Source organism: Mycobacteriales bacterium (assembly GCA_035533475.1).
Classification (GTDB): domain Bacteria; phylum Actinomycetota; class Actinomycetes; order DATLTS01; family DATLTS01; genus DATLTS01.
Window position 1 is genome coordinate 118,015 of sequence record DATLTS010000025.1, and the last position, 25,688, is coordinate 143,702.

The 25,688-nt window shown below is 73.4% G+C and carries 25 protein-coding genes and 1 riboswitch; of the genes, 13 read left to right on the top strand and 12 right to left on the bottom strand.

Going from position 1 to position 25,688, the window contains the following annotated elements; translation table 11 throughout:
* Position 1: 1 nt before the first annotated feature.
* The 6 genes from VNG13_05460 to VNG13_05485 all read right to left on the bottom strand — a co-directional run bounded on the left by VNG13_05460 (position 2) and on the right by VNG13_05485 (position 5,947).
* Entirely contained in the window at positions 2 to 1,240 is a 1,239-nt protein-coding gene (locus VNG13_05460; GenBank protein HVA59968.1) for an MFS transporter, read from the bottom strand.
* Between the two features lie 53 nt (positions 1,241 to 1,293).
* On the bottom strand, positions 1,294 to 2,241 hold the full coding sequence (locus VNG13_05465) for a polyprenyl synthetase family protein (protein HVA59969.1): 948 nt from the start codon (positions 2,239 to 2,241) through the stop codon (positions 1,294 to 1,296).
* A gap of 114 nt (positions 2,242 to 2,355) precedes the next feature.
* Entirely contained in the window at positions 2,356 to 2,988 is a 633-nt protein-coding gene (thiE, locus tag VNG13_05470) for a thiamine phosphate synthase (protein ID HVA59970.1), read from the bottom strand.
* Between the two features lie 5 nt (positions 2,989 to 2,993).
* Positions 2,994 to 3,338, bottom strand: a complete 345-nt coding sequence (locus VNG13_05475) for an Rv2175c family DNA-binding protein (GenBank protein ID HVA59971.1) — start codon at positions 3,336 to 3,338, stop codon at positions 2,994 to 2,996.
* A 12-nt stretch (positions 3,339 to 3,350) separates the two neighbouring features.
* Positions 3,351 to 4,331 carry a Gfo/Idh/MocA family oxidoreductase gene (locus VNG13_05480; GenBank protein HVA59972.1) on the bottom strand — a complete coding sequence of 327 codons (981 nt, stop codon included), beginning with the start codon at positions 4,329 to 4,331 and terminating at the stop codon, positions 3,351 to 3,353.
* The gene (locus VNG13_05485) at positions 4,328 to 5,947 is read right to left on the bottom strand and encodes a Gfo/Idh/MocA family oxidoreductase (GenBank protein ID HVA59973.1); all 1,620 of its coding nucleotides are present in this window, start codon (positions 5,945 to 5,947) and stop codon (positions 4,328 to 4,330) included. Before VNG13_05485 ends, VNG13_05480 begins: the two co-directional genes overlap by 4 nt.
* A 37-nt stretch (positions 5,948 to 5,984) precedes the next feature.
* A riboswitch (TPP riboswitch) is annotated at positions 5,985 to 6,097 on the top strand.
* A gap of 18 nt (positions 6,098 to 6,115) precedes the next feature.
* Between VNG13_05485 and thiO the strand changes: the two genes are divergently transcribed.
* Genes thiO through VNG13_05500 form a run of 3 tightly spaced genes read left to right on the top strand, consistent with a single transcriptional unit; the run spans position 6,116 to position 8,243 of the window.
* Positions 6,116 to 7,258 (top strand): glycine oxidase ThiO, encoded by a 1,143-nt coding sequence (gene thiO, locus VNG13_05490; GenBank protein ID HVA59974.1) that lies wholly within the window; start codon positions 6,116 to 6,118, stop codon positions 7,256 to 7,258.
* Entirely contained in the window at positions 7,255 to 7,455 is a 201-nt protein-coding gene (gene thiS, locus VNG13_05495) for a sulfur carrier protein ThiS (GenBank protein ID HVA59975.1), read from the top strand. Before thiO ends, thiS begins: the two co-directional genes overlap by 4 nt.
* Positions 7,456 to 7,463: 8 nt before the next feature.
* A complete protein-coding gene (locus VNG13_05500) occupies positions 7,464 to 8,243 on the top strand; it encodes a thiazole synthase (protein HVA59976.1) in 780 nt (259 codons plus the stop codon).
* Here the strand turns inward: VNG13_05500 and VNG13_05505 are convergent.
* Positions 8,240 to 9,256, bottom strand: a complete 1,017-nt coding sequence (locus VNG13_05505) for an NAD(P)-dependent oxidoreductase (GenBank protein HVA59977.1) — start codon at positions 9,254 to 9,256, stop codon at positions 8,240 to 8,242. The genes VNG13_05500 and VNG13_05505 overlap by 4 nt on opposite strands.
* 131 nt (positions 9,257 to 9,387) lie before the next feature.
* Between VNG13_05505 and VNG13_05510 the strand changes: the two genes are divergently transcribed.
* From VNG13_05510 to VNG13_05520, 3 genes are all read left to right on the top strand, one after another.
* Complete coding sequence (locus VNG13_05510; GenBank protein HVA59978.1) at positions 9,388 to 10,278, top strand: LysM peptidoglycan-binding domain-containing protein; 891 nt, start codon at positions 9,388 to 9,390, stop codon at positions 10,276 to 10,278.
* Between the two features lie 75 nt (positions 10,279 to 10,353).
* Complete coding sequence (gene pknB / locus VNG13_05515) at positions 10,354 to 12,231, top strand: Stk1 family PASTA domain-containing Ser/Thr kinase (GenBank protein HVA59979.1); 1,878 nt, start codon at positions 10,354 to 10,356, stop codon at positions 12,229 to 12,231.
* A 33-nt stretch (positions 12,232 to 12,264) separates the two neighbouring features.
* Positions 12,265 to 13,110: a deoxyribonuclease IV gene (locus VNG13_05520; GenBank protein ID HVA59980.1), complete on the top strand. Its 846-nt coding sequence runs from the start codon at positions 12,265 to 12,267 to the stop codon at positions 13,108 to 13,110.
* A gap of 20 nt (positions 13,111 to 13,130) precedes the next feature.
* Here the strand turns inward: VNG13_05520 and VNG13_05525 are convergent, their stop codons facing one another.
* Positions 13,131 to 14,549 carry an EAL domain-containing protein gene (locus VNG13_05525; GenBank protein HVA59981.1) on the bottom strand — a complete coding sequence of 473 codons (1,419 nt, stop codon included), beginning with the start codon at positions 14,547 to 14,549 and terminating at the stop codon, positions 13,131 to 13,133.
* A gap of 187 nt (positions 14,550 to 14,736) precedes the next feature.
* Between VNG13_05525 and VNG13_05530 the strand changes: the two genes are divergently transcribed.
* Together VNG13_05530 and VNG13_05535 are read left to right on the top strand one after the other, a co-directional pair.
* Complete coding sequence (locus tag VNG13_05530) at positions 14,737 to 15,534, top strand: class I SAM-dependent methyltransferase (protein HVA59982.1); 798 nt, start codon at positions 14,737 to 14,739, stop codon at positions 15,532 to 15,534.
* A gap of 115 nt (positions 15,535 to 15,649) precedes the next feature.
* Positions 15,650 to 15,847 carry a hypothetical protein gene (locus VNG13_05535; GenBank protein HVA59983.1) on the top strand — a complete coding sequence of 66 codons (198 nt, stop codon included), beginning with the start codon at positions 15,650 to 15,652 and terminating at the stop codon, positions 15,845 to 15,847.
* Between the two features lie 10 nt (positions 15,848 to 15,857).
* Here VNG13_05535 and VNG13_05540 read toward each other — a convergent pair whose 3' ends face one another.
* Positions 15,858 to 16,034 (bottom strand): hypothetical protein, encoded by a 177-nt coding sequence (locus VNG13_05540; GenBank protein ID HVA59984.1) that lies wholly within the window; start codon positions 16,032 to 16,034, stop codon positions 15,858 to 15,860.
* Positions 16,035 to 16,109: 75 nt separating this feature from the next.
* On the opposite strand from VNG13_05540, the gene VNG13_05545 reads away from it, so the two are divergent.
* The 3 genes from VNG13_05545 to aroF all read left to right on the top strand — a co-directional run bounded on the left by VNG13_05545 (position 16,110) and on the right by aroF (position 19,564).
* On the top strand, positions 16,110 to 17,012 hold the full coding sequence (locus VNG13_05545; GenBank protein HVA59985.1) for a DMT family transporter: 903 nt from the start codon (positions 16,110 to 16,112) through the stop codon (positions 17,010 to 17,012).
* Between the two features lie 59 nt (positions 17,013 to 17,071).
* Positions 17,072 to 18,382, top strand: a complete 1,311-nt coding sequence (locus tag VNG13_05550; GenBank protein HVA59986.1) for a type II CAAX endopeptidase family protein — start codon at positions 17,072 to 17,074, stop codon at positions 18,380 to 18,382.
* A gap of 168 nt (positions 18,383 to 18,550) precedes the next feature.
* On the top strand, positions 18,551 to 19,564 hold the full coding sequence (gene aroF / locus VNG13_05555) for a 3-deoxy-7-phosphoheptulonate synthase (GenBank protein HVA59987.1): 1,014 nt from the start codon (positions 18,551 to 18,553) through the stop codon (positions 19,562 to 19,564).
* A 4-nt stretch (positions 19,565 to 19,568) separates the two neighbouring features.
* Here aroF and VNG13_05560 read toward each other — a convergent pair whose 3' ends face one another.
* On the bottom strand, positions 19,569 to 20,642 hold the full coding sequence (locus VNG13_05560) for a GntG family PLP-dependent aldolase (protein HVA59988.1): 1,074 nt from the start codon (positions 20,640 to 20,642) through the stop codon (positions 19,569 to 19,571).
* A 29-nt stretch (positions 20,643 to 20,671) separates the two neighbouring features.
* On the opposite strand from VNG13_05560, the gene VNG13_05565 reads away from it, so the two are divergent.
* Positions 20,672 to 22,033 (top strand): hypothetical protein, encoded by a 1,362-nt coding sequence (locus VNG13_05565; protein HVA59989.1) that lies wholly within the window; start codon positions 20,672 to 20,674, stop codon positions 22,031 to 22,033.
* A 6-nt stretch (positions 22,034 to 22,039) separates the two neighbouring features.
* Here VNG13_05565 and glpK read toward each other — a convergent pair whose 3' ends face one another.
* Positions 22,040 to 23,512 carry a glycerol kinase GlpK gene (gene glpK, locus VNG13_05570; GenBank protein HVA59990.1) on the bottom strand — a complete coding sequence of 491 codons (1,473 nt, stop codon included), beginning with the start codon at positions 23,510 to 23,512 and terminating at the stop codon, positions 22,040 to 22,042.
* A 22-nt stretch (positions 23,513 to 23,534) separates the two neighbouring features.
* The gene (locus VNG13_05575; GenBank protein ID HVA59991.1) at positions 23,535 to 24,566 is read right to left on the bottom strand and encodes a septal ring lytic transglycosylase RlpA family protein; all 1,032 of its coding nucleotides are present in this window, start codon (positions 24,564 to 24,566) and stop codon (positions 23,535 to 23,537) included.
* Between the two features lie 76 nt (positions 24,567 to 24,642).
* On the opposite strand from VNG13_05575, the gene VNG13_05580 reads away from it, so the two are divergent.
* The gene (locus VNG13_05580; GenBank protein ID HVA59992.1) at positions 24,643 to 25,668 is read left to right on the top strand and encodes a 6-phosphofructokinase; all 1,026 of its coding nucleotides are present in this window, start codon (positions 24,643 to 24,645) and stop codon (positions 25,666 to 25,668) included.
* Positions 25,669 to 25,688: the final 20 nt, after the last annotated feature.

The following is a 25,688-nucleotide window of genomic DNA, read 5'->3' on the forward strand; positions in this document are numbered from 1 at the left end:
GTCAGGGTAACCGGGCGATTTCGCCCGGGGCGCCGGCCGCGAGCGTCGGTTCCGGGCCCTCGGCCGCGGGCGAGTCGGCCGCGGGCTCCGTGCCGGATGCCCGGACCACGAGCAGGCCGCAGGCGACGCCGATCACCGCGGCGGCCACCAGGTAACCGGACCGAGGTCCGAGCACCTGCACGGCGGCGCCCCCGGCCGCGGACCCGGCCGCCCCCCCGATGAGGAACGCCGAGCTCAACCAGCCGAACGCCTCGGTCTGCCGGCCGGCCGGCGCAGCGGCGGCGACCAGCGCGTAGAGGGCGCCGAAGGTGGGCGCGATCACCACCCCGGCGAGGAAGACCAGGGCGCCCAGGGGCACCAGCCCGGTGGCCAACGCCGGCAGCGCCGTTCCCACGCTCAGCGCCGCCGTCAGCGCGGCCAGCCGGCCGACCGGACGGATCGACCGGGCCGCTCGGGTCCCCCAGAGCAGACCGCCGGCCATCGAGCCGAGGCTCCACACGGTGAGCTCGACGCCGGCGGCGGCGGCGGCGCGATGCGCCGAGGTGAATGCGACGGTGGACAGCTCGAACACCGCGAACGCCGCGATGACGAGCCCCGCGACGGCCAGCATGGTCGCCGGGACGGGTGGCCGGTGCCCGGTCACGGCCGCCGTCCGGCGGACCGGCGGGAGCCGGGTGGCCGGATGCGCGGTGAAGGCCAGCACGCCGACGGCCATGAAGACCCCACTGGTCACCAGCGCGACCCGCGGGCTGGACACCGCGGTCAGCAACGCGACCAGGGACGGGCCGACCGTGAACGGCAACTCCGCCATGGTGGCCTCCAGGGCGAACACCCCGGCCCGCAGGTCCGGCGGCAGGATCTGACCCCACAGCGACCGGGTGGAGGAGATGATCGGCGGCGAGGCCAGCCCCGCGCACAGGGCGCAGGCGGCCATCGCCAGCGGTTGGTCGAGCGAGGCCAGCGTCCCGATCAGCGCCGCCTGTGCCAACGCGGCCGGCCGGAGCACCCGGTAGCGACCGAACCGGTCGACGGCCCGACCCATGAGCGGGCCGGCGAGGGCGGCGCCGGCGACGAAGGCGGAGGCCACCGCGCCGGCCCGCGTGTAGGACCCGGTGCGGGTGACGATCAGCACGATCGCCAGTGAGGTCATCCCGGACGGCAACCGGGCCACGACCGAGGTGGTCATCAGGTAGCCGATCGGCCTGGTCCGCAGCAGCACGGCGTACCGGCGCAGGCTCACACCTGCCATCCTCCGGCACCTGTCCAGCGCCAATCCGCGCTTCGGGCAGGGCCTCAGCTCTCCCGGGCCGTGACGAACCGGGCCAGCTCGACGAGATCGTCCCGAACCGCCGCGGGCAGGGTGACCCGGTCGAGGCTGGCCAGGGCCTCGGCGAGTTGGCGCTCCGCCTCGCGAACCGCCCACTCGCGACCACCGGCCGCTTCCACGAGTTTGGCCGCGAGCACCACGTCCTCCTCGTCGCGGAGGCCACCCGGGGCGAGCAGCTCGGCCAGCCGGGTGGCATGCGGGGACTCGGCGCGCAGCGCGGCCACGATCGGGGCGCTCTTCTTGTTCGCCCGCAGGTCGGCGAGCACCGGCTTGCCGGTCACCCGCGGGCTCCCCCAGATCCCGAGCAGATCGTCGACGAGCTGGAAGGCCAGGCCGAGATGTGCGCCGAAGTCGGCGAGCGCCGCGGCGAGCGCCCCCGGACCGCCGACGGCGATCGCGCCGATCGAAGCGGCGCAGGCGAGCAGCGCCGAGGTCTTCCCGGCCGCCATCGCGAGCCATTCGGTGACCGTGACGTCGAGTCGCCGCTCGAAGCGAACGTCCTCGATCTGGCCGCCGATGAGCTGTTGGACCGCGGCCGTCAGCGAGCGCAGTTCCCAGCGCTCCCCCGGAGCGGATGCCTCGAGCAGCAGGTCGGTGGCCAGCGCCAGCAGGGCATCGCCGGCCAGCACGGCATGCGGGATCCCGAACACCGCCCAGGCGGTCGGCCGGTGGCGCCGTTCCGCGTCGCCATCCATGAGGTCGTCGTGGAGCAGGGAGAAGTTGTGCACCAGCTCCACCGCGACCGCGGCCGGCACCGCCCGCTCGATCGGACCGTCCGCGGCAGCGGCCGAAAGCAACACCAGCGCGGGCCGGAGCAGTTTGCCGCCGCCGCCGCCCCGGTCCGCCCCGTCGGCGTCGACCCACCCGAAGTGGTAGTCGGCCACCAGCCGCAATGGCGGAACGAGCCGGTCCACGGCGGAACGAATATGCGGCTCAACGAGGGTTCTTGCCCGGCTGACCGCCTGCGGCGACGGGGGCGTCACCCGTGCATCACCACATGCGGATCCTGTCCGGCCGGTATCCGCAGGTCAACCGCGGAGCCGGGCGGCCAGCCCGCGGGCCGCCGCCTCCGGGTCGGGCGCCTCGGTGAGGGCGCGGACGACGACGACCCGGCGAGCGCCGGCGTCGAGCACCCGATCCAGCGTCGTCGCGTCGATGCCGCCGATGGCGAACCACGGCATCCCGCCACGGAGTGCCGCGTGCCGGACCAGCCCGAGCCCGGCCGCGGGACGTCCGGGCTTGGTGGGTGTGGGCCAGGTGGGGCCGGCGCAGAAGTAGTCCAGGTCGGCGCGCGCCGCGGCCGCGTCCACCTGGCCCGGATCATGCGTGGACAAGCCGAGCAGGATCTCGTCGCCGAGCATTTCCCGGGCGGCGGCGACCGGGAGGTCGCCCTGGCCCAGATGGAGGATGTCCGGGCGCACGACCCGGGCGATGTCCGCCCGGTCGTTCACCGCGACCAGCGCGCCGTGCCGGTGCGCGGCGTCGGCCACCACTTCGCACAGGGCGATCTCCTCGCTTGCCTCGAGCCCCTTCTCGCGGAGTTGCACCACGTCCACCCCGCCGGTGAGAACCGCGTCGAGGAAGTCGGCCAGGTCGCCCTCGCGGCGCCGCGCGCCGGTGCACAGGTACAGCCGGGCGTCGGCCAACCGGTCGCGACCCACGCCGGTCAAAAGGCCAGGGCCTGCGCCCGGCGGCGCACCTCGCGCCGCCGCCCGGCGGCCAGCGCCTCGACCGGGGTTCCGGGCAGCGTCGGATCGACCGTGAACAACCAGCGAACCGCTTCCTCGGCTCCGTAGCCGCAGTCCCGCAGCAGGCTGAGCGTGCCGGGCAGCGCGGGGAGCACGGTGCCGTCCCGGATGAACGACGCCGGCACGCGCAGCACGGCCGGGTCGCCGCACCGGAGCGCGACCAGGCGACCGTCCCGGATCCACTGCCGCACTCGAGTGATCGGCTCGCCGACCTGTTCGGCGACGTCCGGCAGGGTGAGCCACCCGTCGACCAGATCGTCCACGCCGCCAGGGTGTCAGACCCGGGTTCCGCCCGTCACGGACTCCCGGCACCGGTCGAGGACCGCGGCCACCGCCCGGGACTCGGCGAGGGTCACCAGCGGGGCCGGACCGCCGCGGATCGCGGCGGACACGTCTTCGACCATCAGGCGGTAGGCGTCGACAGCCGGGACGCCGATCCGCTCGGTGCCGGCCTCGCTGGACACCGAAAGCTCGGTGACGTCGTGGCGCCACGACGTGAAGGGCGCGTCGCGCAGTTCGATCCGACCCGAGTCGCCCTCGATGCGGATCCACTGCCCGGCGGCCTCGTCGAGTCCGGCCCGGACCTCGGCCACCCCGGCGTCGAACGTAAGCACGGCCTCGGTCGCGAGATCGACCCCGGTCGGGCCGAACCGGGCGCGCGCGACGACGTCGCGTACCGGTGCCCAGCCGAACGCCCAGAGCGCCGCGGACACCGCATAGCAACCCACGTCGTACAGGGCCCCCCCACCCCGGGCCGGGTCCAGCCGGTAGTTGCCGTCCGGAACGCCGGCGAAGCCGAAGCCGGCGCTCACCCGGCGCACCTCGCCGAGGACGCCGTCGGCGAGCAGCCGCTGGGCCAGCCGGATCCGCGGGTGCCACCGGTACCAGGAGGCCTCGACCAGCAGCCGTCCCGCGGCGGTCGACGCGGCGGACATCCGGTCGACTTCGGCGGCGGTGAGGCCTAGCGGCTTCTCGCACAGCACGTGCTTGCCGGCCTCCAACGCCGCCACCGTCACCGGGCAGTGCGCGTCGTTGGCCAGGCAGATGTAGACGGCCTCGACCGCGGGCTCGGCGAGCAGCTCGGCGTAGCTGCGGTGCACCCGGCGCGGGCGCAGGGCTCGGGCCCGCGATTCGTCCCGGGCGGCGACGGCGAACAGCTCCGCCCCACCGGCCGCGCGCACGGCGCCCGCCAGCGCCCGGGCCGCGATCCATCCGGCGCCCAGGAACCCCCAGCGGACCGGTTCGGGGGGGCTCACTCGACCGGAGTCACCGGCCGGCCACCCGCCCGCGCCGACGCGGTCGCCGCCGCCATCACCGCGACGCCCCGCCGGGACCCGGGCGCCGTCACCGACATCGGCCAACCGGTGAGCAGCCACTCGGCGAGCTCGGTGTGGAACGGCGCCGGCGCCACGGTGGGCAGGGCGACCGTGGCCCGCGAACCGTCCGGCTCGTGCACCGCGAGGTCGGCCGGGCTCTCGGCCAGTGTCAACGGGTCTTCGTCGAGGTTGCCGAGAGCGTCCCGCCCGAGCACCCGCTCGGCCCGCCACGAGCCGACGACCGCGCCGCCGGTGCCGAGCACGTACCACTTCGGCTTGACCGCGGCGGCGAGGTGGGAGTGGACGAACTCCGCGTCCAACCCGTCCGCGAAGCGGACGCCGACCCGGGAGTGGTCCGCGTTCGTGACGTCGAGCCAGTGCCGCTTGTGCTCGGTGGCGGTGACGAAGTCGATCGGGCCGGGAAACAGGTCGAGCATCCAGTCGAGGTAGTGCGATCCCCAGTCGTAGATCGCGCCTCCGCTGACCCGGGCGTCGGAGTGCCAGTAGTTGCACGGGTGGCCGTACCCGCCGACGAACGACTCGTAATGGAACACCGCCCCGATCCGCCCGGAACGGAGCACCCGCTTGAGCGCGAGGTAGTCCCGGTCCCATCGGCGGTTCTGGTACACGGTCACGGCGCGGCCGGCGCGTTCGGCGGCGCAGATCACCGCGTCGGCGTCCGCGACGCTGATCGAGAACGGCTTCTCGACGACGACGTGCCGCCCGGACTCGAGCGCCCGGATCGCCCAGTCGGCGTGGCTGTCCGGGGGGGTCGAGACGACTACCAGGTCGACGTCGGGCCGGTCCAGCAGCTCGTCCGCCGACCCGCATACCGCCGCGTGCCCCCGGGCGGCGTCGAGGCGCGCCGGGTTGCTGTCGCAGATCACGCTGAGCTCGAGACCGGCCACGGTCCGCAGGGCCCGAACGTGCTCCGCCGCGATCGCGCCGAAACCGAGCATCCCGACCCGGATCGGCGCCCGCTCGTCGCGGCCGAGCGCTTGGCGCACCCAGCGGTGCACCAGCAGCTGGAAGCCCGGATCGGCCACGGTCGCGGCGACGGTGCCGATCGAGCAGACTCCGACCGTTGCGCGCAAGGTCAGGATCGGCGTCGCATGCAACCCGAGGTGCGCGGCGAGCAGCACGTCGACGTCGTCGAGGGTCTTGTCCACCACGAGCAGGCCCTCGGTCACCAGCAGCTCGCCGGGGAGACGCCGGCACAGCTCGGTCCCGGCCGGGCCCGGCGTGACCCGGACCTCGTGCGCCGGCGTGCGGCCGCCGAGGTGCAGCCCGGCCCGCTCGAGCAGCACGGAGGAGTCGGACAGCCCGTCCACCGTCGGACCGGCGAGGAGCACCGGATGCCCACTGGCCGCCCGGTCGGCGAGCGCCGCCTCGAGCGAGGCCCCGAGCGGGCGGTCACAGAACACCAGCGTGAGCTCCGCATCGGCCGGCCAGGCCAGGACGCGGTGCCCGGCGGCCCGGAGCCGGTCGGCGAGACCCTCGACGGCGGCGCGCAGCTGCGGGTCGGCGAGGTCGGCGACCAGGGCGAGACGATCCATCACGCCAACAGTAATCGGCCCCCCGGCGAGCGTAGGCTGGGAGTCGCACGGGAGCCCGGTGCCATCGGGCTGAGAGGGCGGGCTTGCGAGCCCCCGACCGTCAGACCTGATCCGGGTAATGCCGGCGCAGGGAGGGTCGTCGATCGCCGCGTCGTGAGGAGTCCCCGGATGGGCCGGCATGCCGACGTCGTCGTCATCGGCGGCGGACTGATCGGGCTGGCCTGCGCCTGGCGCCTGGCCGGACGGGGCCGCGCGGTGGTCGTCGTCGACCCGGCCCCGGCCAGCGGGGCGTCCCGGGCGGCGGCGGGGATGCTCGCCCCGGTCACCGAGGTCCACTACGGCGAAGAGCGACTGCTGCGGCTCACCCTGGCCGCAGCCGCGGGCTACCCGGATTTCGTCGCCGAACTCGAGCAGGACACCGGGATCGACGTCGGCTACCGCCGGTGCGGCACCCTGTCGGTCGGTTTCGATCCCGGTGACCGGGCGGTCCTCACCGACCTGCACGCGTTCCAGCGCCGGCTCGGGCTGGACGTCGAGCTGCTGTCCGGACGCGAGGCGCGCAGCCTCGAGCCGACGCTCGCCCCCGGCGTCCGGGGCGCGCTGCTGGCGCGCGGTGACCATCAGGTGGACAACCGCCGGCTGGCCGCCGCCCTGACCCGGGCGCTCGAGCTGGCCGGCGTGGCGATCCGCCGCGAACCCGCCCGGGCGCTGAGCCTGGCCGGCGACACGGTCACCGGGGTCGACCTGGCCGACGGCCATGTGGCGGGCGGCACCGTCGTGCTCGCGGCCGGGCCGTGGTCCGGCCAGCTGGGCGGCCTGCCGCCCGGGTGCATCCCGGTGCGCCCGGTGAAGGGCCAGATCCTCCGGCTCGCGACACCACCCGGGCGGCCGCTGCTGCAACGCAGCGTGCGGGGGCTGGTCGGCGGCACCTCGGTGTACCTCGTCCCGCGGGCGAGCGGGGAAATCGTGGTCGGCGCCACGGCGGAAGAGATGGGCTTCGACACCGTCGTGCAGGCCGGCGCCGTACACGCGCTGCTACGCGACGCGATCGCGTGCGTGCCGGGTGTCGCCGAGGCCGAGCTGGTCGAGGCCAGCGCCGGGTTGCGGCCGGGAACGCCGGACAACGCGCCCCTCATCGGGCCGGCCGGCCCGGCCGGCCTCGTCGTCGCGACCGGCCATTACCGCAACGGGGTGCTGCTGACCCCGATCACCGCGGACGCGGTGGCCTCCTACGTCGTGGACGGCACGCTGCCCAACGTCGTCGCCGCGTTCGACGCCAACCGCTTCAGCCCCGCCGCGGTGACCGGATGACGATCCTGCTCAACGGTGTGGAGCACCGGCTCGCCGCCGGCACCCCGGTGGCCGCGGTCGTCGCCGGCCTGGGAGCGCCGGCCGCGGGGACGGCGGTCGCGCTCAACGGGGAGGTGCTGCCCCGGGCCGCCTGGGCCGCGACCGCGCTGGCCGCGGGCGACCGGGTCGAAGTCCTCACCGCGGTCCAGGGGGGCTGAGGACAGCCATGGACGATCCGCTCGTTATCGCCGGCGAGACGATCACCTCCCGGCTCATCCTCGGAACCGGCGGCGCTTCGAGCCTGGAGGCCCTCGACGCTGCGCTCGCCGCCTCCGGCACGGCGCTGACGACGGTCGCGCTGCGCCGGGTGGATCCGTTCGCCCGCGGTTCGGTACTCGACGTGGCCGCGGCCCGCGGGGTTCGGGTGCTGCCGAACACCGCTGGCTGTTTCACCGCTACGGAGGCGATACAGACCGCCCGGCTGGCGCGCGAAGCACTCGGCACCGACTGGGTGAAGCTCGAGGTCATCGCCGACGATCGAAGCCTGCTCCCCGATCCGGTCGAGTTGCTCGAAGCCGCCGAGCGTCTGGTCGACGAGGGTTTCGTCGTACTGCCGTACACGAACGACGACCCGGTCATCGCCAAGCGGCTCGAGCAGATCGGCTGCGCGGCGGTGATGCCGTTGGGCTCGCCGATCGGGAGCGGCCTCGGCATCGCCAACCCGCACAACATCGCGATGATCGTGGCGGCCGCCGGGGTGCCGGTGGTGCTGGACGCCGGAATCGGAACCGCATCGGACGCCGCCCTCGCCATGGAGCTCGGCTGCGACGCGGTCCTCGTCGCCTCCGCAGTCACGAGGGCGCAGGATCCGGGCCGGATGGCCGAGGCAATGGCCCGCGCGGTCGAGGCCGGCCGGTTGGCGTTCCGGGCCGGGCGGATCCCGCGCCGGTTCCACGCCGAGGCCTCGTCCCCGACGTGGGGACGAGCGGACCTGCGGGCCGACTAGGAGCGGCGGCGGACGAGGGGAGCGGCGTCGTTGCAGAGAAAGTGGACGGGCTCGCCGAGTACGGCCCTTTCGATGTTGTCGTGCAGGACCGAGACGATGCGGGCCAGGGACTGCTGCGTGGACCCGGCGGCGTGCGGGGAGAGCAGGATCCGTTCGTTGCCGCGCAGCGGCGAGGATTCCGGCAACGGCTCGGTGTCGTAGACGTCGACGGCCGCACCAGCGAGCGATCCGCGCTCCACCGCCGCCGCCAGGGCCGGCTCGTCGACGATGCCGCCGCGGGCCGCATTGACGAGGATCGCACCGCTGGGAAGCAGCGCCAGCCGGCGGGCGTCGAGCACCCCCGCGGTTTCCGGCCCGAATGCGACGACCACGACCAGCACGTCCGACGTGGCGAGTAGCTCCGCGAACTCGAGGTAGACCGCCCCCGCACTTTCCGCCGGTCCCCGCCGGCTCCGCGACCAGTACGCGACCGGGCAGCCGAAGGCCGCGAAGCGCTCCGCGCAAGCCCGCCCGATCGGTCCGAAGCCGAGGATGCCGACCCGCCGGCCGGCCAGTTCCATGCTTCCCCGACCCGCGACGTCGAGGTTTGGCCAGGATCCCGCCCGCACCTGCGAATCGGCCCAACCCAGGCACCGCAGCACGGCGAGCGTCGCCGCGATGCACCACTCCGCCACTGCGATGGAGTTCGTGCCGGCGACGTTCGACACCGGCACCCCGCGCCGGCCGAAGGCGGCGAGGTCGATCGTCTCGACGCCCACGCTCGGCTGCTGCACGAAAGCGAGCTGCCCGGCGATCTCGGCTTCGGCGTCGGCCAACCGGAACGTGCCGGTCCAGTCCCCGACCACGATCTCGGCACCGGGGAGCGCCGCGTGCAGACCCCCGCGGTCGCGGGTATCCGGCACCGATACCGCGACCGGCAAGTCGGCGAGCAGCGACTCGAGCATCTCGACCGGGAGCGGGGGCAGGGCGAGCAGCCGCCAACGCGACGGGTCGGCGGGTTCGGGGCCTGGCACGCCGACATCCTCGCCTACCACCGCCCCCGTCGCTGACCGTGGTGCCCGCTCCCGGCTTTCGTCACTCTTGTCACATTGGTCACAGAAGGACTATCCTGCCTCTTTCTTCTCTCGGAAGGTGGGCACCGGCCATGCCGCTGGGGCGCCGACCCGGCCGCCGAATCCGAACCGGCATCGCCTCGGTGGCGACGCCGGTCCTCGTGGCGGCGGTGGTCATGGTCAGCGCGCCCGGGTGGATCCCGATCCGGATCCACTGGGGCGACACACTGAGCACCCTCGCCGCCCGCTACCACACCACCGTGGCGGAGCTCATCGCGCTCAACCACCTGCCGGGCAACGGTGACCTCATCTACGCCGGCCAGCAGTTGCTCGTCCCGGGCGGACCGGCGCCACACCAAGGGCCGCACTCGGTGCTGCGTTGGGTGCCGTACCGGGTCGTCGAAGGGGACAGCCTCGACGCCATCGCCGCGCGATTCCACGCCGACCCGCGGTCGATCGCGCGGCACAACCACCTGCCGTCCTCACTCATCGTGCAACTCGGCCAGACGCTCTACATCCCGCGGATCGAACGCGTCGGCGGGCCGCCGCCGCGGCGCCGCCTCGTCGCCCCCACCGGGGGCCTGCCGCGCGGGGCGGTCCGGGCCCTGATCATCCGGACCGCCCGGCACTACGGCGTCGACCCCGCGCTGGCGCTGGCCATCTCCTGGCAGGAGTCCGGCTTCAACCAGGACGTCGTCTCCAGCGCGGACGCGGTCGGCGCGATGCAGGTCCTCCCGTCGACCGCGGCATTCGTCTCGGCCTACCTCGTGCACCGTCGGCTCGACATCTACAACACTGCGGACAACATCGTGGCCGGGGTGGCGCTGCTGGGCCTGCTGACCCGCGACGCGCGCCTGCCGGAGGCCGTGGCCGGCTACTACCAGGGCCTCGGTTCGGTGCGGACACACGGGGCGTACCCGGATACCCGTCGCTACGTCGCGGACGTGCTCGCGCTCCGCCATCGGTTCGCCGCGCAGCTGTGATCTGCGGCCCGCCGCGGGGATTCGGGCCAGCGCGGCGACACGGGGCGATCCTGGTCGGAACGTAGACTCGCGCTGATGGACACCACCCTGACCGACCGCCTCGTCGGGCGGGTCCTCGACGGTCGCTACCGGATCGAGACACGGATCGCCCGCGGCGGGATGGCTAGCGTCTACGCGGCCACGGACACCCGCCTCGAGCGAACGGTCGCCGTGAAGGTCATGCACGCCGCCCTCGCCGACGACCGGGAGTTCGTCGCCCGATTCATCCGCGAGGCGCATGCCGCCGCCCGCCTGTCGCACCCGAACGTCGTCGCGGTCTACGACCAGGGCGCCGACGGCGACTGCGTGTTCCTGGTCATGGAATACGTCGCCGGGCACACCCTGCGCGACCTGCTGCGCGAGCAGGGCCGGCTCCGCCACGGCGCGGCCCTGGCGGTCGCCGAGCCCGTGCTCGCCGCACTCGCGGCGGCGCACGACGCCGGGCTCGTTCACCGCGACGTCAAGCCGGAGAACGTCCTGATCGCGCCGGACGGTCGGGTGAAGGTGGCCGACTTCGGGCTGGCCCGGGCGGTCGCCGAAGCAACCCTCACCGGAACCGCCGGGGTGCTGATCGGAACCGTCGCCTACCTGGCGCCCGAACAGGTTGAGCACGGAACCGCGGACGCCCGCTCCGACGTCTACGCAGCCGGCGTCATGCTGTTCGAGATGCTGACCGGGAGGGCGGCGTTCGAGGGGGAAACCCCACTGGCCGTCGCCTACCGCCACGTTCACGAGGACGTGCCGGCGCCGTCCACCATCGAACCCACGGTCCCCCAAGCGGTCGACGAACTCGTGCTGCGGGCAACCGCACGTGACCCGTTCCGTCGCCCGGTCGACGCCGGTGCGCTGCTCGTCGCCGTGGCCTCCGTGCGCGACGAGCTGGGGTGCACGGATCGGGTGCCGCTTCCCAGTGCCGCCCCCACGACCGATTACGCCAACCCGACGACCGGCCTCGGGGCGACGACCGCCGTGGTGCCGGATGGCGCCACCCGGGTCCTCGGGCCGGCCCCGGCCGCACCGGTGCCGGCGCGGCGGCGCCGGTGGCCGTTCGTCGTCATCCCGCTCGCTATCGCGGCCGTGCTTGCCGGGGCGCTGGGCTGGTGGTTCGGTGCCGGTCGCTACGTCAACACGCCCGGCCTGCTCGACGACACCTGGGCGCAGGCCAGCGCGGTGGCCTCCCACGAGGGCCTGCACCTGCGGCAGGGACCGGCCGTGTACAGCGACGCCGTCCGGCGCGGAGCGGTCGCCACCCAGTCCCCGCTGCCAAACCGCAGCGTGCGGCGCGGCGGGCTCGTCACGGTCGACCTCTCGCTCGGCGTCGAGGCGCACCCCGTCCCGACCGTGACCAACGAGACGCCCGCCCAGGCCGCCATCGCCCTCGCCGCGGTCAAGCTCGTGGTGGGCCAGACCAGCGCGGTCTACGACCCCGCGATCCGGGCCGGGCGCGTCATCGGCACCCGACCGGCCGCGGGCACCGTCCTTCGGCACGGCAGCGCGGTGACGCTGCTGGTCAGCAAGGGACCGCAGCCGGTGGCCGTACCGAACGTCCGGGGAGAGCCGCTCGAGCAAGCCACCCAGGTTCTCACCCAGGCCGGCTTCGTCTTCACGACGCCGAACTCGGCATACAGCGACACCGTCCCGAAGGGCGCGGTCATGGCGGAAAGTCCGGCGGCTGGCACGCTCGTGCCCCCCGGCTCGACCATCGCGCTCACGATCTCCCGCGGTGCGCAGACCTTCCCGGTTCCCAACGTGGTCGGCATGCCGGTGGACGCCGCGGTCGCGTTGCTCGAGCGGGACGGATTCGTCGCGAGCGTCAGCGAGTTCCCCGGCGGACCGGGCGACGTGTTGTCGCAGAACCCGTCCGGTGGCACGCCGGCCCGCCACGGGGCTACGGTCCTGCTCTACGCGTTCTAGAAGTGCCGGCCGGACCGGCGGGAAGGCTGTGCCATGCCGCCCCGCAAGCCCTCACCGGTCGGCGCCCACGTGCCCGGTGGGCTCGGACTCGGTTACGCCCGTGAGGTCGGGGCCGAGGCCGTCCAGGTCTTCGTGTCGAACCCTCGCGGCTGGGCCCTGTCGGCCGGCGAGCCAGATCGTGACGAGGCGTTCCGTGCCGCCTGCACCGACGCCCGGATCCCGGTGTTCGTCCACGCCCCGTACCTGGTCAACCTGGCTTCCCCGAGCGAGGCCACCCGGGAACGTTCGAGCATCACGCTGCGGCACTCGCTCGACCGCGGGCGGCGACTCGGGGCCCGGGGCGTGGTCGTGCACGCCGGATCCGCGGTGGATACCGACAGCCGGCAGATCGGGCTCGAGCGGCTGCGCGCCGGCCTGCTCCCGGTGCTCGACGGCGTCGGCGAGGGCCCGATGGTGCTAATCGAGCCGACCGCCGGTAGCGGTCAGTCGGTCGCGTCCACGGTGGCGGAACTCGGGCCCGTCTTCGCGGCACTCGAAGACCACCCCCGGCTCGGCGTGTGCCTCGACACGTGCCACGCGTTCGCCGCCGGCCATGACCTGGCCACCCCCGGCGGGGTTCGACAGCTGCTCAACGCCCTGGTGAAGACGATCGGGCGGGGGCGGCTTCAGCTGGTGCACGCCAACGACTCGCGAGACCCGCTGGGCTCGCGTCGGGACCGGCACGCGAACATCGGCGCGGGGACGATCGGGGCCGAGCCGTTCGCGGAACTGTTCCGTCACCCGGCCACCTCCGGGGTGCCGGTCGTCGTCGAAACGCCCGGCAGCGGTGCCGGCCAGAGTCAAGACATAGCCCTGCTCAAGCTGCTCCGCGACCGCTGACCCGCCGGCGCGAGGACCGGTCACGCCGAGCCGACCGGCCGCCGTGGGGTCGGCGTCCGGGCGATGCGACCCACGGTCACCTGGGTGACGCTCGCCGCGACGATCGGCGCGAACGCCAGCACCAACGTCTGGTCCTCGACGGAGAAAGCGTCGACCGCGACCGAGTCGATCTGCAGTACCCCGATGATCCGCCCACCCGCGATCAGCGGGGCGGCGAAATACGAACGGACGCCTCCGGAGACCGTCGCCGCCCGACGACTCGCCGGCACGTCCGCGTCGACGGTGATGTCGGGGATGTAGCGGGGCTCGCCGGTCGCGGCGATGAGGCCACCCACGCCTTGGCCGATCGGCACCCGGGCCCCCAGGGCCTCTGTGGTGGCCGGCGGGTCGGTCGCGGCGAGGGCGAGCATTCCCGCGTCGAGCAGCTGGATCGATCCGCCGGTAAAGCGGAGCAGCCGGCGCAGGGCTTCGAAGCTCAGCCGCAGGACCGCGTCGAGGTCCGGCGCCGCGGTGATGTCGCGGGCAACGTCGATGAGCAGTCGATAGCGCCGGGCGGGGTCGACCGGCGTCGGTTCGGGCGCCCGAACCTGGCGGGTCCGGCGACCCGCCAGCTCCACCGGCCACGGAATGGTGTTCGCGACGAGCTGGTGCGCCGCGTCGGACTGGGCAGCCGGGGCGAACAGGAATCCCTGGGCGGCGTCGACACCGGCGTCGAGCAGCGCCTCCAGCTGCTCCAGCGTCTCGACGCCCTCGGCGGTCACCGTCATCCCCAGGGCGTGGGCCATCGCGGCGACCGACTGGACGATGACCAGCGAGCGCCGATCGGTCGCCAGGTCCCGGATGAACGTCTGGTCGATCTTGACATCGTCGACCGGGAAGCGGGCCAGGTAGGTCAGGGAGGCGTGACCGCTCCCGAAATCATCGATGGCCAGCCGAACCCCTCGCTGCCGCAGATCCCGCAGTGCCCGCACGATCGGCTCGACGACGTCGACGAGGGCCGTCTCGGTGACCTCGAGGCAGAGCCGCTGCGGGTCCAGCCCGTACTCGGCCAGCACTGCGGAGACCTGGGCGCCGAAGCCCGGGTGGAGCAGCTGACGCGGGCTGACGTTCACGGCCACGACGATGTCCGGCCGGTCGGGGCCACCCGACGGCCACCCGGTGGTGTCCCGGATCGCGGCGTCGAGAACCCACCGCCCTACGTCATGGATCAGCGCGCTGGTCTCGGTAACCGGGATGAAGTCAGCCGGTGAGAGCTCACCGAGCGGGCTGGCCGGGCAGCGGAGCAACGCCTCCACACCAGCGAAGCGCCCAGTGTGCAGGTTGACAACCGGCTGGTAGACGAGCGCAAGGCCGCCGGTCGTCAGCACCTGCCGGATGGCGCGGGTGACGCCGAGCCGGCGTCGCTCAGCAGCCGAGGACCGGCGAGCGGCGCTCGGCATCGGGGCATCGGATGTGCGCACGCACCCTTCCCGCCCGCTGGGGGACAGCGGAACTTGCGATCACGCTACGCCCGCGGCCGCCGGGACGCGGGCGGTTCGTCCGTCTCGCCGCCCGTTCACCCATTTGCCGAGCCGGCCGATCGGGCTCCGCCCGGGGACATCGGCCCGTGCCAGACTGCGCCGATCGATGGTCTTGGTCGGCGAGGGGGAAGGCATTGTGGGCGGGAAAGACCGTCGCGCCTGGGAGGACTGGGCCCGGGTCGACCCGCTGTGGTCGGTGCTCACCGAGCCGTCGCTTCGGTTCGGCGGCTGGGACCCGGAAGTGTTCTTCACCACCGGCCGCGAGGCCATCGACGAGCTGTGGGCCCGCGCCGCCGGGCACGGGCTTCCGCAGCGCCGCGAATCTGGACTCGATTTCGGTTGCGGGGTCGGCCGGCTGACCCGGGCCTTGGCCCGGTACGTGCGGGTCGTAGTCGGGCTGGACATCGCCGCCCCGATGATCGAGCAGGCCAGGCGATGGAACCAGGACGTGGCGGGCTGCGAGTTCGCCGTGCACACCGGCACCGACCTCCGCGGGTTCGACACCGCGAGCATGGACGTGGTCTGCAGCCTCTTCGTGCTCCAACACCTGGCGTCCGTACCCGCCATCGAGACTTATCTGCGCGAGTTTCTTCGGGTGCTCCGTCCCGGCGGCGTCGTCATGCTGCAGCTTCCGTGTTACGTCCCACCGCCGGCACCGCGGGTCACGCCACGGGAACGTTTGGCGTTGCGCCATCGCGGCACGGCCAGCCTCCGCCGGCTCGGCATCCCAGCCGGCTTCCTCTACCGGCGACTGGGGTGGACCCCACCGATGCCGATGACCGCCCTCCCCGACGACCGGGTGACGGCGGTTGCGGCCGCGGCGGGTGGGCGAACCGTTTGGACCAGCGAGGTCGTGACCGATCACGGTGGCGTCCGGTCCCGCTACTACCTCATCTCGCGCTAGCCGCGGCAGCTCCCGGGCACGTCCGCGGCCAACTCAAGGGAGGCTCGCCGGCCAGATCGGGGTTCAACCCCGCCCGAAGGGGGACATCGCAAGGGTCACCGTAAGGAGGCGACAGATGCGGATCGGTGCGGCACTGCTCGTCATCTGGCTCGTCATCGGGGCGATCGCCGCCGGCCAGCGCCACTACTTCAGCGGGACGGCCACGAACTGCGCCCGTGCCGGCACGATCGCCGCGACCGTGCTCGCCGGCCCGCTCAATTACGTCGGGGTCAACCCGAAGATCTCCTGCCGGGTACCCCAGCCCAGCCACTGACGGGCCGGGGTCAGCCCGAACTGCGGTGCCCCACGACGCCCAGCCGGATCAGCTGGTCGACGTCGTCGTCCCGGCACGCTCGCACAACCTGGACCAAAAGCAGCAAATCCTCGACCAGCCGGTCTTCGTACAGGGAGCCGAGCGGGATGCGACGGAAGTCCAGCGGGAGAGACAGCGGCGCCGACATGATCCGATAAGTTTACCGTCGCGCCGCCGGGACGGCATGGCGCCGGGCGGGTGAAGCACCTCTACGCTCCCTGGGGTGAGTCTGCGGGCCAATCGCGTCCTTGCGGTGCTCGCGCTGCTCGCAGTCTGCGCTATCTGGGGCGCCACCTTCGTGGTGGTCAAGGACGCGATCGCGCGGATGTCCGTGGCGGACTTCCTGGCCTGGCGCTTCGCGCTGGCCGCGGTGGCCATGGTGGCGCTGCGCCCGAACGCGGTCCGCCAGCTCGGCGCGGTGGGGCGTCGCGATGGCGTACTGCTCGGGCTCGCCCTGGGTGCCGGCTACCTGTTGCAGACCTACGGCCTGCGCTCCACGCCGGCCTCGGTGTCTGGCTTCATCACCGGGATGTTCGTGGTCTTCACACCGCTCGGCGCCGGCATCCTGCTCCGTCGCCCGGTCGGGCCGATGGCGTGGCTGGCCGTCGTCGTCGCGACCGTGGGCCTGGGCCTGCTGGCGCTTCGCGGCTTCGCGGTCGGTACCGGCGAGCTGCTGACGCTCGGGTGCGCGCTCGCCTTCGCCATCCACATCGTCGGGCTCGGCGAGTGGTCGGCGGGAAGAAACCCGGTGGCACTCGCCGTGGTCCAGCTCGCCACGGTAGCCGCGCTCGGCGCGGTCGCGGCGCTACTCGCCGGCGGTGCCGTCGGGCTGCGGCCGCCGCCCGACGCCGGCGTCTGGGGGGCGCTCGCGCTCACCGCACTGGCTGCCACCGCCCTGGCCTTCGTCGTCCAGACCTGGGCCCAGTCCCTGCTCTCCCCGACCCGAGCTGCGGTGGTGATGACCACGGAGCCGGTGTTCGCCGGCATCTTCGGCGTCGCCCTGGCCGGTGACCAGCTCGGCTGGCGTCAGCTGGCCGGGGCCGGGCTCGTCCTCATCGCCATGCTCCTCGTGGAAGCGCGCCCCCGACGGTTCGCGGGCGAACAGATCCGCCGGTTGGAGATCTGAGGCCGACTTAGGCCGTCCGGCCGATCAACCGGATCCGCCAACGCGCCGATCGGTCGGGGGTGGAGGACCGCTGCCAAACCTGCCGTGCCAAGCTGCCGAGCAGGGCAGCCTGGTGCGGGCAGTGCTTCGCCCCGGTCGGGCCGCCGCGGGCATCGATCGCCGCGCCCCTGACCGAGCGGCGGGGCACGTCCGGCTATCCGGCCACGAGTCCGGTGGCGCTGCTCGAAGCACCGCCCGCCGCGCCGCCGCGCGCCGTTCCGGTCCCGGGGCGACCCCCCGGCGGTCCCGACCCCGCCCGCTCGCGCATCGGGTGGACGACCGTCCTGGTGGTGGGAGCGATCCTGCTCGGGGCCCTGCTCCTCGAAGTCGTCATGCCGCTGCTCGACTCGAGAAACCGGCTCGAGTCCGACGCGGCGATGCGCTACGGCATCGTCCTGACCGTCCTGCTCTACGCGCTGGTCGGCTCCGCCGTGCTGGTTTATCTGCACCGGACCGGTCATCGACTGCGCTGGCGTTGCGGACCGCCCTGGCGGGGGGTCCTGCTCGGGGTGGCCTGCGGCGGGGCTGCGGTTGGTCTGCTCCTCATCTTGACCAGTGCGATCACCGGGCACGTCACCACCGATCCCCGGATCACCCAGCTCGTCAGCGACGGCAGCGTCTCCCGGATCCTCGCCGCCGTGCTCATCACGGTGGTCGCGGCGCCGCTGGTCGAGGAGACCCTGTTCCGCGGGGTGTTCGCCGAGTCGCTTCGCCCGCGCGGCACCGCCGCGGCGATCGCGGCCTCGGCGTTCGCCTTCGCCGCGTGGCACCTCAACCCGACGGCGTTGCGCTACTACGCCCTGATGGGGGTGCTGTTCGGCCTGCTGTACTGGCGGCGCGGCCTGTTCGCATCGATCGCCGCGCACGCCACCTTCAACGGCGTCCTCACCGCGATCGCCATTGCCGGGGTCCTCGGTCCGGCCCATTCCTACTCGGTCGATGGGCTCACCCTGCAGGCGCCCGCCGGCTGGTCCGAGGTGTCGTCACCGCAGGTCGGCCTCGAACTCACCGGGCCGTCCGGCGCCGCCCTGGGCATCGCCGTGGAGCCGGACGGAAATGCGCAGCCCAGTCCCGGGGACATCCTGGCCAGGCTCGAGCAGAGTCGGGGGTCCAACCCGATTCTGGAGTCGGCGGACCTAGCCGGCGCGGAACAGCTCGATCTGCCGGCGGGTGTCGCACTCGACGTCACTTCCAGCCTGGGCGGCCACCCCTTGCAGATCGTCTACCTGCCCGAGCCCGGCACGATGTACGTGATCACCGTTGCGACCGAGGGAAATGTCCGGGCGGAAGCCGACGCCCCCGACATCCTCCGGTCCGTACGCATCGCCTGACCGGGGGTCCGGCCCCGCGCTGCGCTATCGTGCGCCGCAGGCCGCCAGATCCGGTACCGGCCCGCGCCGATCGGGCGCGGACCCGCCGCTTCGGCCGATCTGCCAAGACCACCGAGCAAACGAGACCCGGGTCTCGGCGTCCAGGGAGCGACGGACATGGTCGTCGTCATGAGTCCCGACGCGCCGCAGGACGCGATCGACGTCGTCGTGCGCAGCGTCGAGGCGGCGGGCGGTGCCGCGTTCGTCAGCCGCGGTATCCACCGGACCATCATCGGCCTGGTCGGCGACGTCTCCCAGTTCGAGACGTTGAACCTTCAGGCGCTGCCCGGCGTGAGCGACGTGGTTCGGATCTCCACGCCGTACAAGCTGGTCAGTCGCGATCACCATCCGCAGCGGTCGACGATCCTGGTGGGCGGCGTCCCGATCGGTCCGGCCACGTTCACGCTGATCGCCGGGCCGTGCGCCGTCGAGAGCTTCGAGCAGACCCTCGCGGCGGCCGAGATGGCCCGGCGGGCGGGCGCCGCCCTGCTCAGGGGAGGCGCGTTCAAGCCCAGGACGTCCCCCTACGCGTTCCAGGGCCTCGGCGAAGAGGGGCTCCGGATCCTCGCCGCGGTCCGCGCGGCGACCGGCCTGCCGGTCGTCACCGAAGTGGTCGACGCGCACGACGTCGACCTGGTTGCCGGGTATGCCGACATGCTCCAGATCGGCACCCGCAATATGCAGAACTTCGCGCTGCTCCAGGCGGTCGGCGCGGTGGCCAAGCCGGTGATGATCAAGCGCGGCCTGCAAGCCACGATCGAGGAGTGGCTCATGGCGGCCGAGTACGTGGCCCAGCGCGGAAACCTCGACATCGTGCTCTGCGAGCGGGGCATCCGGACCTTCGAGCCGGCGACCCGGAACACCCTCGACATCAGCGCGGTACCCGTCGTGCACGCCCTGTCCCACCTGCCGGTCGTGGTGGATCCGTCGCACGCAGGTGGCCGCCGAGACCTTGTGGTCCCGCTGGCCCGAGCGGCGATCGCGATCGGCGCGGACGCGGTCATGGTCGACATTCACCCCGAGCCGGAGGCCGCGCGTTGCGACGGCGCCCAGGCCCTTGCCGAACCGGACCTGTTCGACCTCGGCGAAGCGGTTCGTGCGCTGGCACCGCTTTCCGGCCGCCGGATCGCGGCGGCGACGTAACTCGTCAGTCGGCCGAACGAAGGGTCCGGCAGATGACGTCCGCGGCCCGGTTCGTACCGGCGTCGTCCACATCCAGGTGGGTGACCAGCCGGACCCGGCGCGGTCCGAACACGGAGATCAGCACACCCTCGGCCCGGCACCGATCACCGAGTCGGGCCGCGTCCACCGGGTGCCGGGTGAGGTCGATCGTCACGATGTTCGTTTCGACGTCGGCGGGGGCCACGACCTCGGGGGCGGCGTCGGCGATCCGATCGGCTAGCCGCCGGGCGCGGGCGTGGTCGTCCGCGAGCCGGTCGAGGTGATGGGCCAGTGCGTAGCGACCGGCGGCGGCAAGGACGCCGGCTTGGCGCATGCCCCCGCCGAGCGCCCGGCGCAGGGTCCTGGCCCTGGGGAGCACGCCGGCATCGCTGAACACGGCCACCGATCCGACCGGAGCGCCCAGACCCTTGGACAGGCACACCGACAGCGTGTCGAACAGGGCCCCGTAAGTCGCGTAGGGCACCCGTGACGCGACCGCCGCATTCCAGATCCGCGCCCCGTCGCAATGCAGCGCGACCCGGTGCTCGGTGGTCAGCGCCCGGAGCGCCTCGAGTCGGTCCAGCGGGTACACCGCTCCGCCGCCCCGATTGTGCGTCTGTTCGATCGCCAGCGCCCGCGTGGGGACCATGAAGTAGCCGTCCGGGCGCAGCTGCGCACCGACCAGCTCGGGGTCGAGACGACCGCGCACCGCGGGCAGGGTCCGGGTCTGAATGCCGCCGTGCATCGCCGCGCCAGCGCCTTCGTAGGTGACCACATGCGCGTCGGTGTCGCATAGCAGCTCCTCACCGGGGGCGACGAGCAGCCGCAGGCAGAGTTGGTTGCCCATCGTCCCGCTCGGCACGAACAGCGCGGCGGGCTTGCCGAACAACCCGGCGACCTCGGCTTCCAGGGCCGCGACCGTCGGGTCCTCCGCGTAGACGTCGTCGCCGACCTCCGCGGCCGCCATGGCGGCCCGCATCTCCGGCGTCGGTCGGGTCACGGTGTCGGAACGCAGGTCGACGACGTCGGCGACCACGGCACCTCCCCTGAACTCGTCCACGCGATGATCCGGCCACCTAAAGTATCCGCGTGGCGGACCGTTCGACTGCGCTGGTCTCGGCGCAGGACTACGTCGCCGTCGTCCGCAGCTATGCGGATCGGGTGCACGACCTGCTGCGCCGGACCGGATGCCCACCGGACGCGGCTGCCGAGATCACCCAGATCAGCGCCGTCGAGCTCGCCGGGGCGCTGGCGAACGACCCGTCGAGGGTCTCGGACCTGGTCGGATGGTGGGTCGACCGGGCATTGCGGCTGGCCCGGCGGGTGGCGGAGCAGGCGCCGACGACGCCCGGCCGGGCCCGCTCGCAGCCCACCGGGGTGCTCGCCGGAACCACCGACGAGACGGAGCTGAGCGCGACCCTCGATCGGCTCCCGACGCGCGAGCGGATCGCCGTTCTGCTCCGGGACGCCTACGACCTGCCGTCGACCAGCGTCGGCGTGGCGCTATCCGCCACCGAGGACGTGGCCTCGGCAACGGTGACCCGGGGCCGGCTCGCACTGGCCGGTGCCGGCGCACCGGTGCCCGACCTGGGCGACCATGCGGCCCGGCCGGCCGTCACCCTGGGCGCTCTCGGCCGGCTGGCCGACGGCTCCCTGCCGAGCGTCCAAGCGAACTCGCTGCGCCGCCACGTCGCGACCTGCGCGGCGTGCTCCGCCATCGTGGCCGCGGCGACCACGGGCCGTCGACTCGCCGCCGGCCTGCCGGTACTCGCCTTGTCGGACGAGGATCGGGACGAACTGCTGGCCGAGGTCGGCAAGCGGGCCGCCGGGCAGTTGCCGAGCGCGGAGGAGATCGCACTCGCCCGGGAGGAGGCGGCGCGACCACGAACGATGTCGGCCGGCATGATCGCCGGCAGCATCGCACTCGCGCTGGCACTAGGGGTGATCGTCGCCTACGCCACCCGACCCTCGGCAACCCCACCGGCGGCGGGATTCGGTTCCTCGCCGGGTGCCGCCGCCACGTCGAGTCCCACCCCGTCCGGCACGCCCAGCCACCGGCCCAGCGCGAGCGCTGACCGCAGCCCCGGGCCGGCCCCCTCGACCCCGCCGGCCGGGCAGGGCCCGGCCACCTCGGGACCGCCCAGACCCCCGACCAGCTCCCCGCGTCCCAACGGACCGGCCGCGATCACGATCAGCCCGACCAGCGGGCCGAACGGGACCGTGGTCAGCGTGACCGGCGACGGATGGTCGCCGAACAGCCCGGTCACCGTCTCATTCATCGACCACACCGGGGTGACCCGTTCGGTGAGCACGGTGAGCGCGGACTCGAACGGCGCGTTCACCGCGACCGTGACGGCGACCGGGGACCCGGGGCTTCTCCCCTCGACCTGCACGGTCCGCGCCACCGGATCCGGCCGGACCGCCAGCCAACGCTTCAACCGGACCCTGTGACGGGGGCTAGGACCGGGCCCAGCCGCCGGCCCGGCGGACCGCCGCCTGCCAACGCCGGTACCCGGCGTCCTCGGGCGCCCCGGGATCGAAACGACGATCGAGCTGCCAGGTCTGGCCGAGTTCGTCGGTCGACCCCCACACCCCGGTGGCGAGGCCCGCCAGGAACGCCGCGCCCAGACCGGTCGTCTCGAGCATCTTCGGCCGGGACACCGGGATCTGAAGCGTGGTGGCTTGCAGGCCGCAGAGCAGATCGTTGGCGGCGGCGCCCCCGTCGACCGTCAGCTCCGGAACCGGCAGGCCGGCGTCTCGCACCATGACGTCCACCACGTCCCGAACCTGGTAGGCGATCGCCTCCAGGGTGGCCCGCACCACGTGCGCCCGGGTTGTGCCCCGGGTCAGCCCGAACAACGTCCCACGCGCCTCCGGGTCCCAGTGCGGCGCACCGAGACCGGTCAGGGCGGGGACGAAGACCACGCCGCCGCTGTCTGGAACGCTGCGGGCCAGGGCGTCGCTGTCGGCCGCGGCGTCGATGATGCGCAGCCCGTCGCGCAGCCATTGCACCGCGGCCCCGGTGGCGAAGATGGCCCCCTCGAGCGCGTAGCGGGGACCGTCCCCGAGGTCCCAGGCGACGGTCGTGAGCAGCCCGGCCGGGGAGCGGGCGATCGTCCGACCGGTGTTGACCAGGACGAACGACCCGGTCCCGTACGTGCATTTCGACCTGCCCTCGGTGAAACAGGCCTGCCCGAACAGGGCGGCCTGCTGATCGCCGGCGACCCCGGCGATCGGCAGGTCGAGGCCGAGAAAGGCTTCCGGATCGGTCCGCCCGAAATCACCGGAGGACGGCCGGATCTGTGGCAACGCGGCGCGCGGGACGCCGAACAGGTCGAGAAGCTCATCCGACCAGTCGTTGGCCTCGAGCCCGTAGAGCAACGTCCGGGAGGCGTTGGACGGATCGGTCGCGTGGACCCGGCCGGCGGTGAGCCGGGCGACGAGGTAGCTGTCCACGGTGCCCAGGGCGAACCGCCCGTCGCGGACCCCGGACCAGGTCGCTGGGTCGTGCTCGGCGAGCCACGCGAGCTTCGTGGCGGTGAAGTACGGGTCCAGCCGCAGACCGGTGAGCTGCGCCACCCGCGCCTCGTGTCCCGCCTCCTGCAACCCTCGGCACACGTCGGTGCTCCGCCGGTCCTGCCAGACCACCGCCGGCCGAGGCGCCGCGAGCGAGCCGCGGTCCCACACGACCGCGGTCTCCCGCTGGTTGGTGATCCCCACCGCTACCGGCGGGTGGGGGCCGGCCTCGACGGCCTCCCGGCAGGCGGCGAGCACGGCCTGCCAGATCTGCTCGGGGTCGTGCTCCACCCAACCGGGCCGGGGGAAATGCTGCGGGAACTCCCGGTACCCCCTGGCCACCACCCCGCCGTCGGGAGCGACGAGCAGCGCGGTGACACCGGTCGTGCCGGCGTCGATGGCGAGCACGCTCACGGCGCGAAACCCTATGGCAGGGTCAGCCGGTCGGGGTCAGCACGGTGATCTGCACCTGGGCCAGGCCGTCGTAGCCGAGCGCGCGCGACCCGGCGCGCGACATGTCGATGACCCGCCCGGCGACGTACGGCCCGCGGTCATCGACGAGGCAGTTGACCGCGCGCCCGTTGGCGGTCACGTGCACGACCGTCTCGAGCGGGACAGTGAGCATCGCGCAGGTCAGCTTCTCCGGGTCGTACGGCGCACCGGAGGCGGTCAGACTTCCGACGAAACCGGGTCCGTACCAGGACGCGACGCCGGTGATCACCGCGCCGCTCGGGGCGTAGCCGGCGGGAATCCCCGGTCCAGCGGCATCGAGAACGGCGAGCACCGGGGCCTCAGCACGCTCGACGGCCAGGCCGGATGGCCCGACCTCGATCGCAACCGAGTTGGTCACCTGGGCGGAGAGCTGCGCCAGGGCCGCCCGGGCGGCGGCCTGCTGCACGCCGTACACCGCCTGCTCCTCGTCGAGGACCGCGATCGCCTTCTCGACCGCGGACTCGGCGGCCATCGCCGGCCCGAGCAGCTGACGGCGCAGGGCTTCGAGGCGCACCCGGAGCTGACCGACCGCCGAATCGGCCCGGTCGACCTCCGCGACCAGCGAGTCGTCGACCGCCACCTGATTCTGCGCGGACAGGGCAAGGACCTGGACGTCGGTGGGGGCGAGACCCGCGATCAGGGCACTGAACGGATCGGGCTGATCGGCCTCGTAGACCCGTCGGATCTCCGCGTTGAGCCGGTCCTGGAGCGCGGCCCGGGCTGCGAGCAGCCGATCGTAGGACACCCGGAGGGACTCGGACCGGGCGACCGCGACCTCCAGCAGACCGGCGGCCTGGTCGGCCTGCACCCGAAGAGCCCCGACCTGGGCGGAAAGCGACGCGAGGTCACCGACCGTGACCGGCTGGCCGGCCGGTGGGGCCGGCGGGGGGCCGGCGGCGTGCGCTCCCGCCGCCGGCCCCAGCGCGAGTCCCGCGGCGGTTGCGCCGGCCACGACGGCCCGCGTGATCAGTCCCACCTGGGGGACGTCGGCGGATCCAGGCTCCGGCTTGACCGGCGGCTACGCTCCCAGCCGCAGAGCTAAGGAGGGTCTCGTGCGGATCGGTGTGCTGACCGGAGGCGGGGACTGCCCGGGGTTGAACGCGGTTATCCGCGCCGTGGTCCGCAAAGGAGTCCAGGACTTCGGATACGAGTTCGTCGGGTTCCGGGACGGATGGCGCGGGCCGCTGGAAGCCGACCACGTGCCGCTCGGCGTCCCCGAGGTGCGGGGCATCCTGCCCCGCGGAGGCACGATCCTCGGGTCGTCGCGGACCAACCCGTACGCGCTCGAAGGTGGTCCGGCGCGCCTGCGTTCCAACCTCGACCGGCTCGGGATAGACGCGCTGATCGCGATCGGCGGCGAGGACACGCTCGGCGTCGCGCACCGGCTCTCCCTCGAAGGGGTACCCGTCGTCGGGGTGCCGAAGACAATCGACAACGACCTGTCCGCGACCGACTACACGTTCGGCTTCGACACGGCCGTGAACATCGCCACCGAGGCGATCGACCGGCTGCATACCACCGCCGAGTCCCATCACCGGGCGCTCATCGTCGAGGTGATGGGCCGCAACGCCGGGTGGATCGCGCTGCACTCCGGCCTGGCCGGGGGCGCGAACGTCATCCTCATTCCGGAGGCTCCGTTCGACGTCGACGAGGTCGCCGGCTGGATCGAGCACCGATTCCGCACCCGCTACGCGCCGATCGTCGTCGTGGCCGAGGGGGCGGTGCCGAGGGAAGGCACGATGGCGACGACCGCCGGGGATATCGACGCGTTCGGTCACGTCCGGCTCGGCGGGATCGGGCAGCGGCTGGAGGCGGAAATCAGCCACCGCACCGGGAAGGAGGCCCGCACAACGGTGCTCGGCCACGTCCAGCGCGGCGGTACGCCCACCGCCTTCGACCGTTGGCTGGCCACCCGGTTCGGGCTGCACGCCATCTCCGCCGTACGCGCCGGCAGCTACGGGACGATGACCGCGCTGAAGGGGACGCAGATCGAGCTCGTCGAGCTCGCCGAGGCCACTCGCGAACTCAAGCTCGTGCCGGCGGAGCTCTACGCGGAAGCCCGGGTCTTCTTCGGCTAGCCCGGCGGCCACCTACCCTG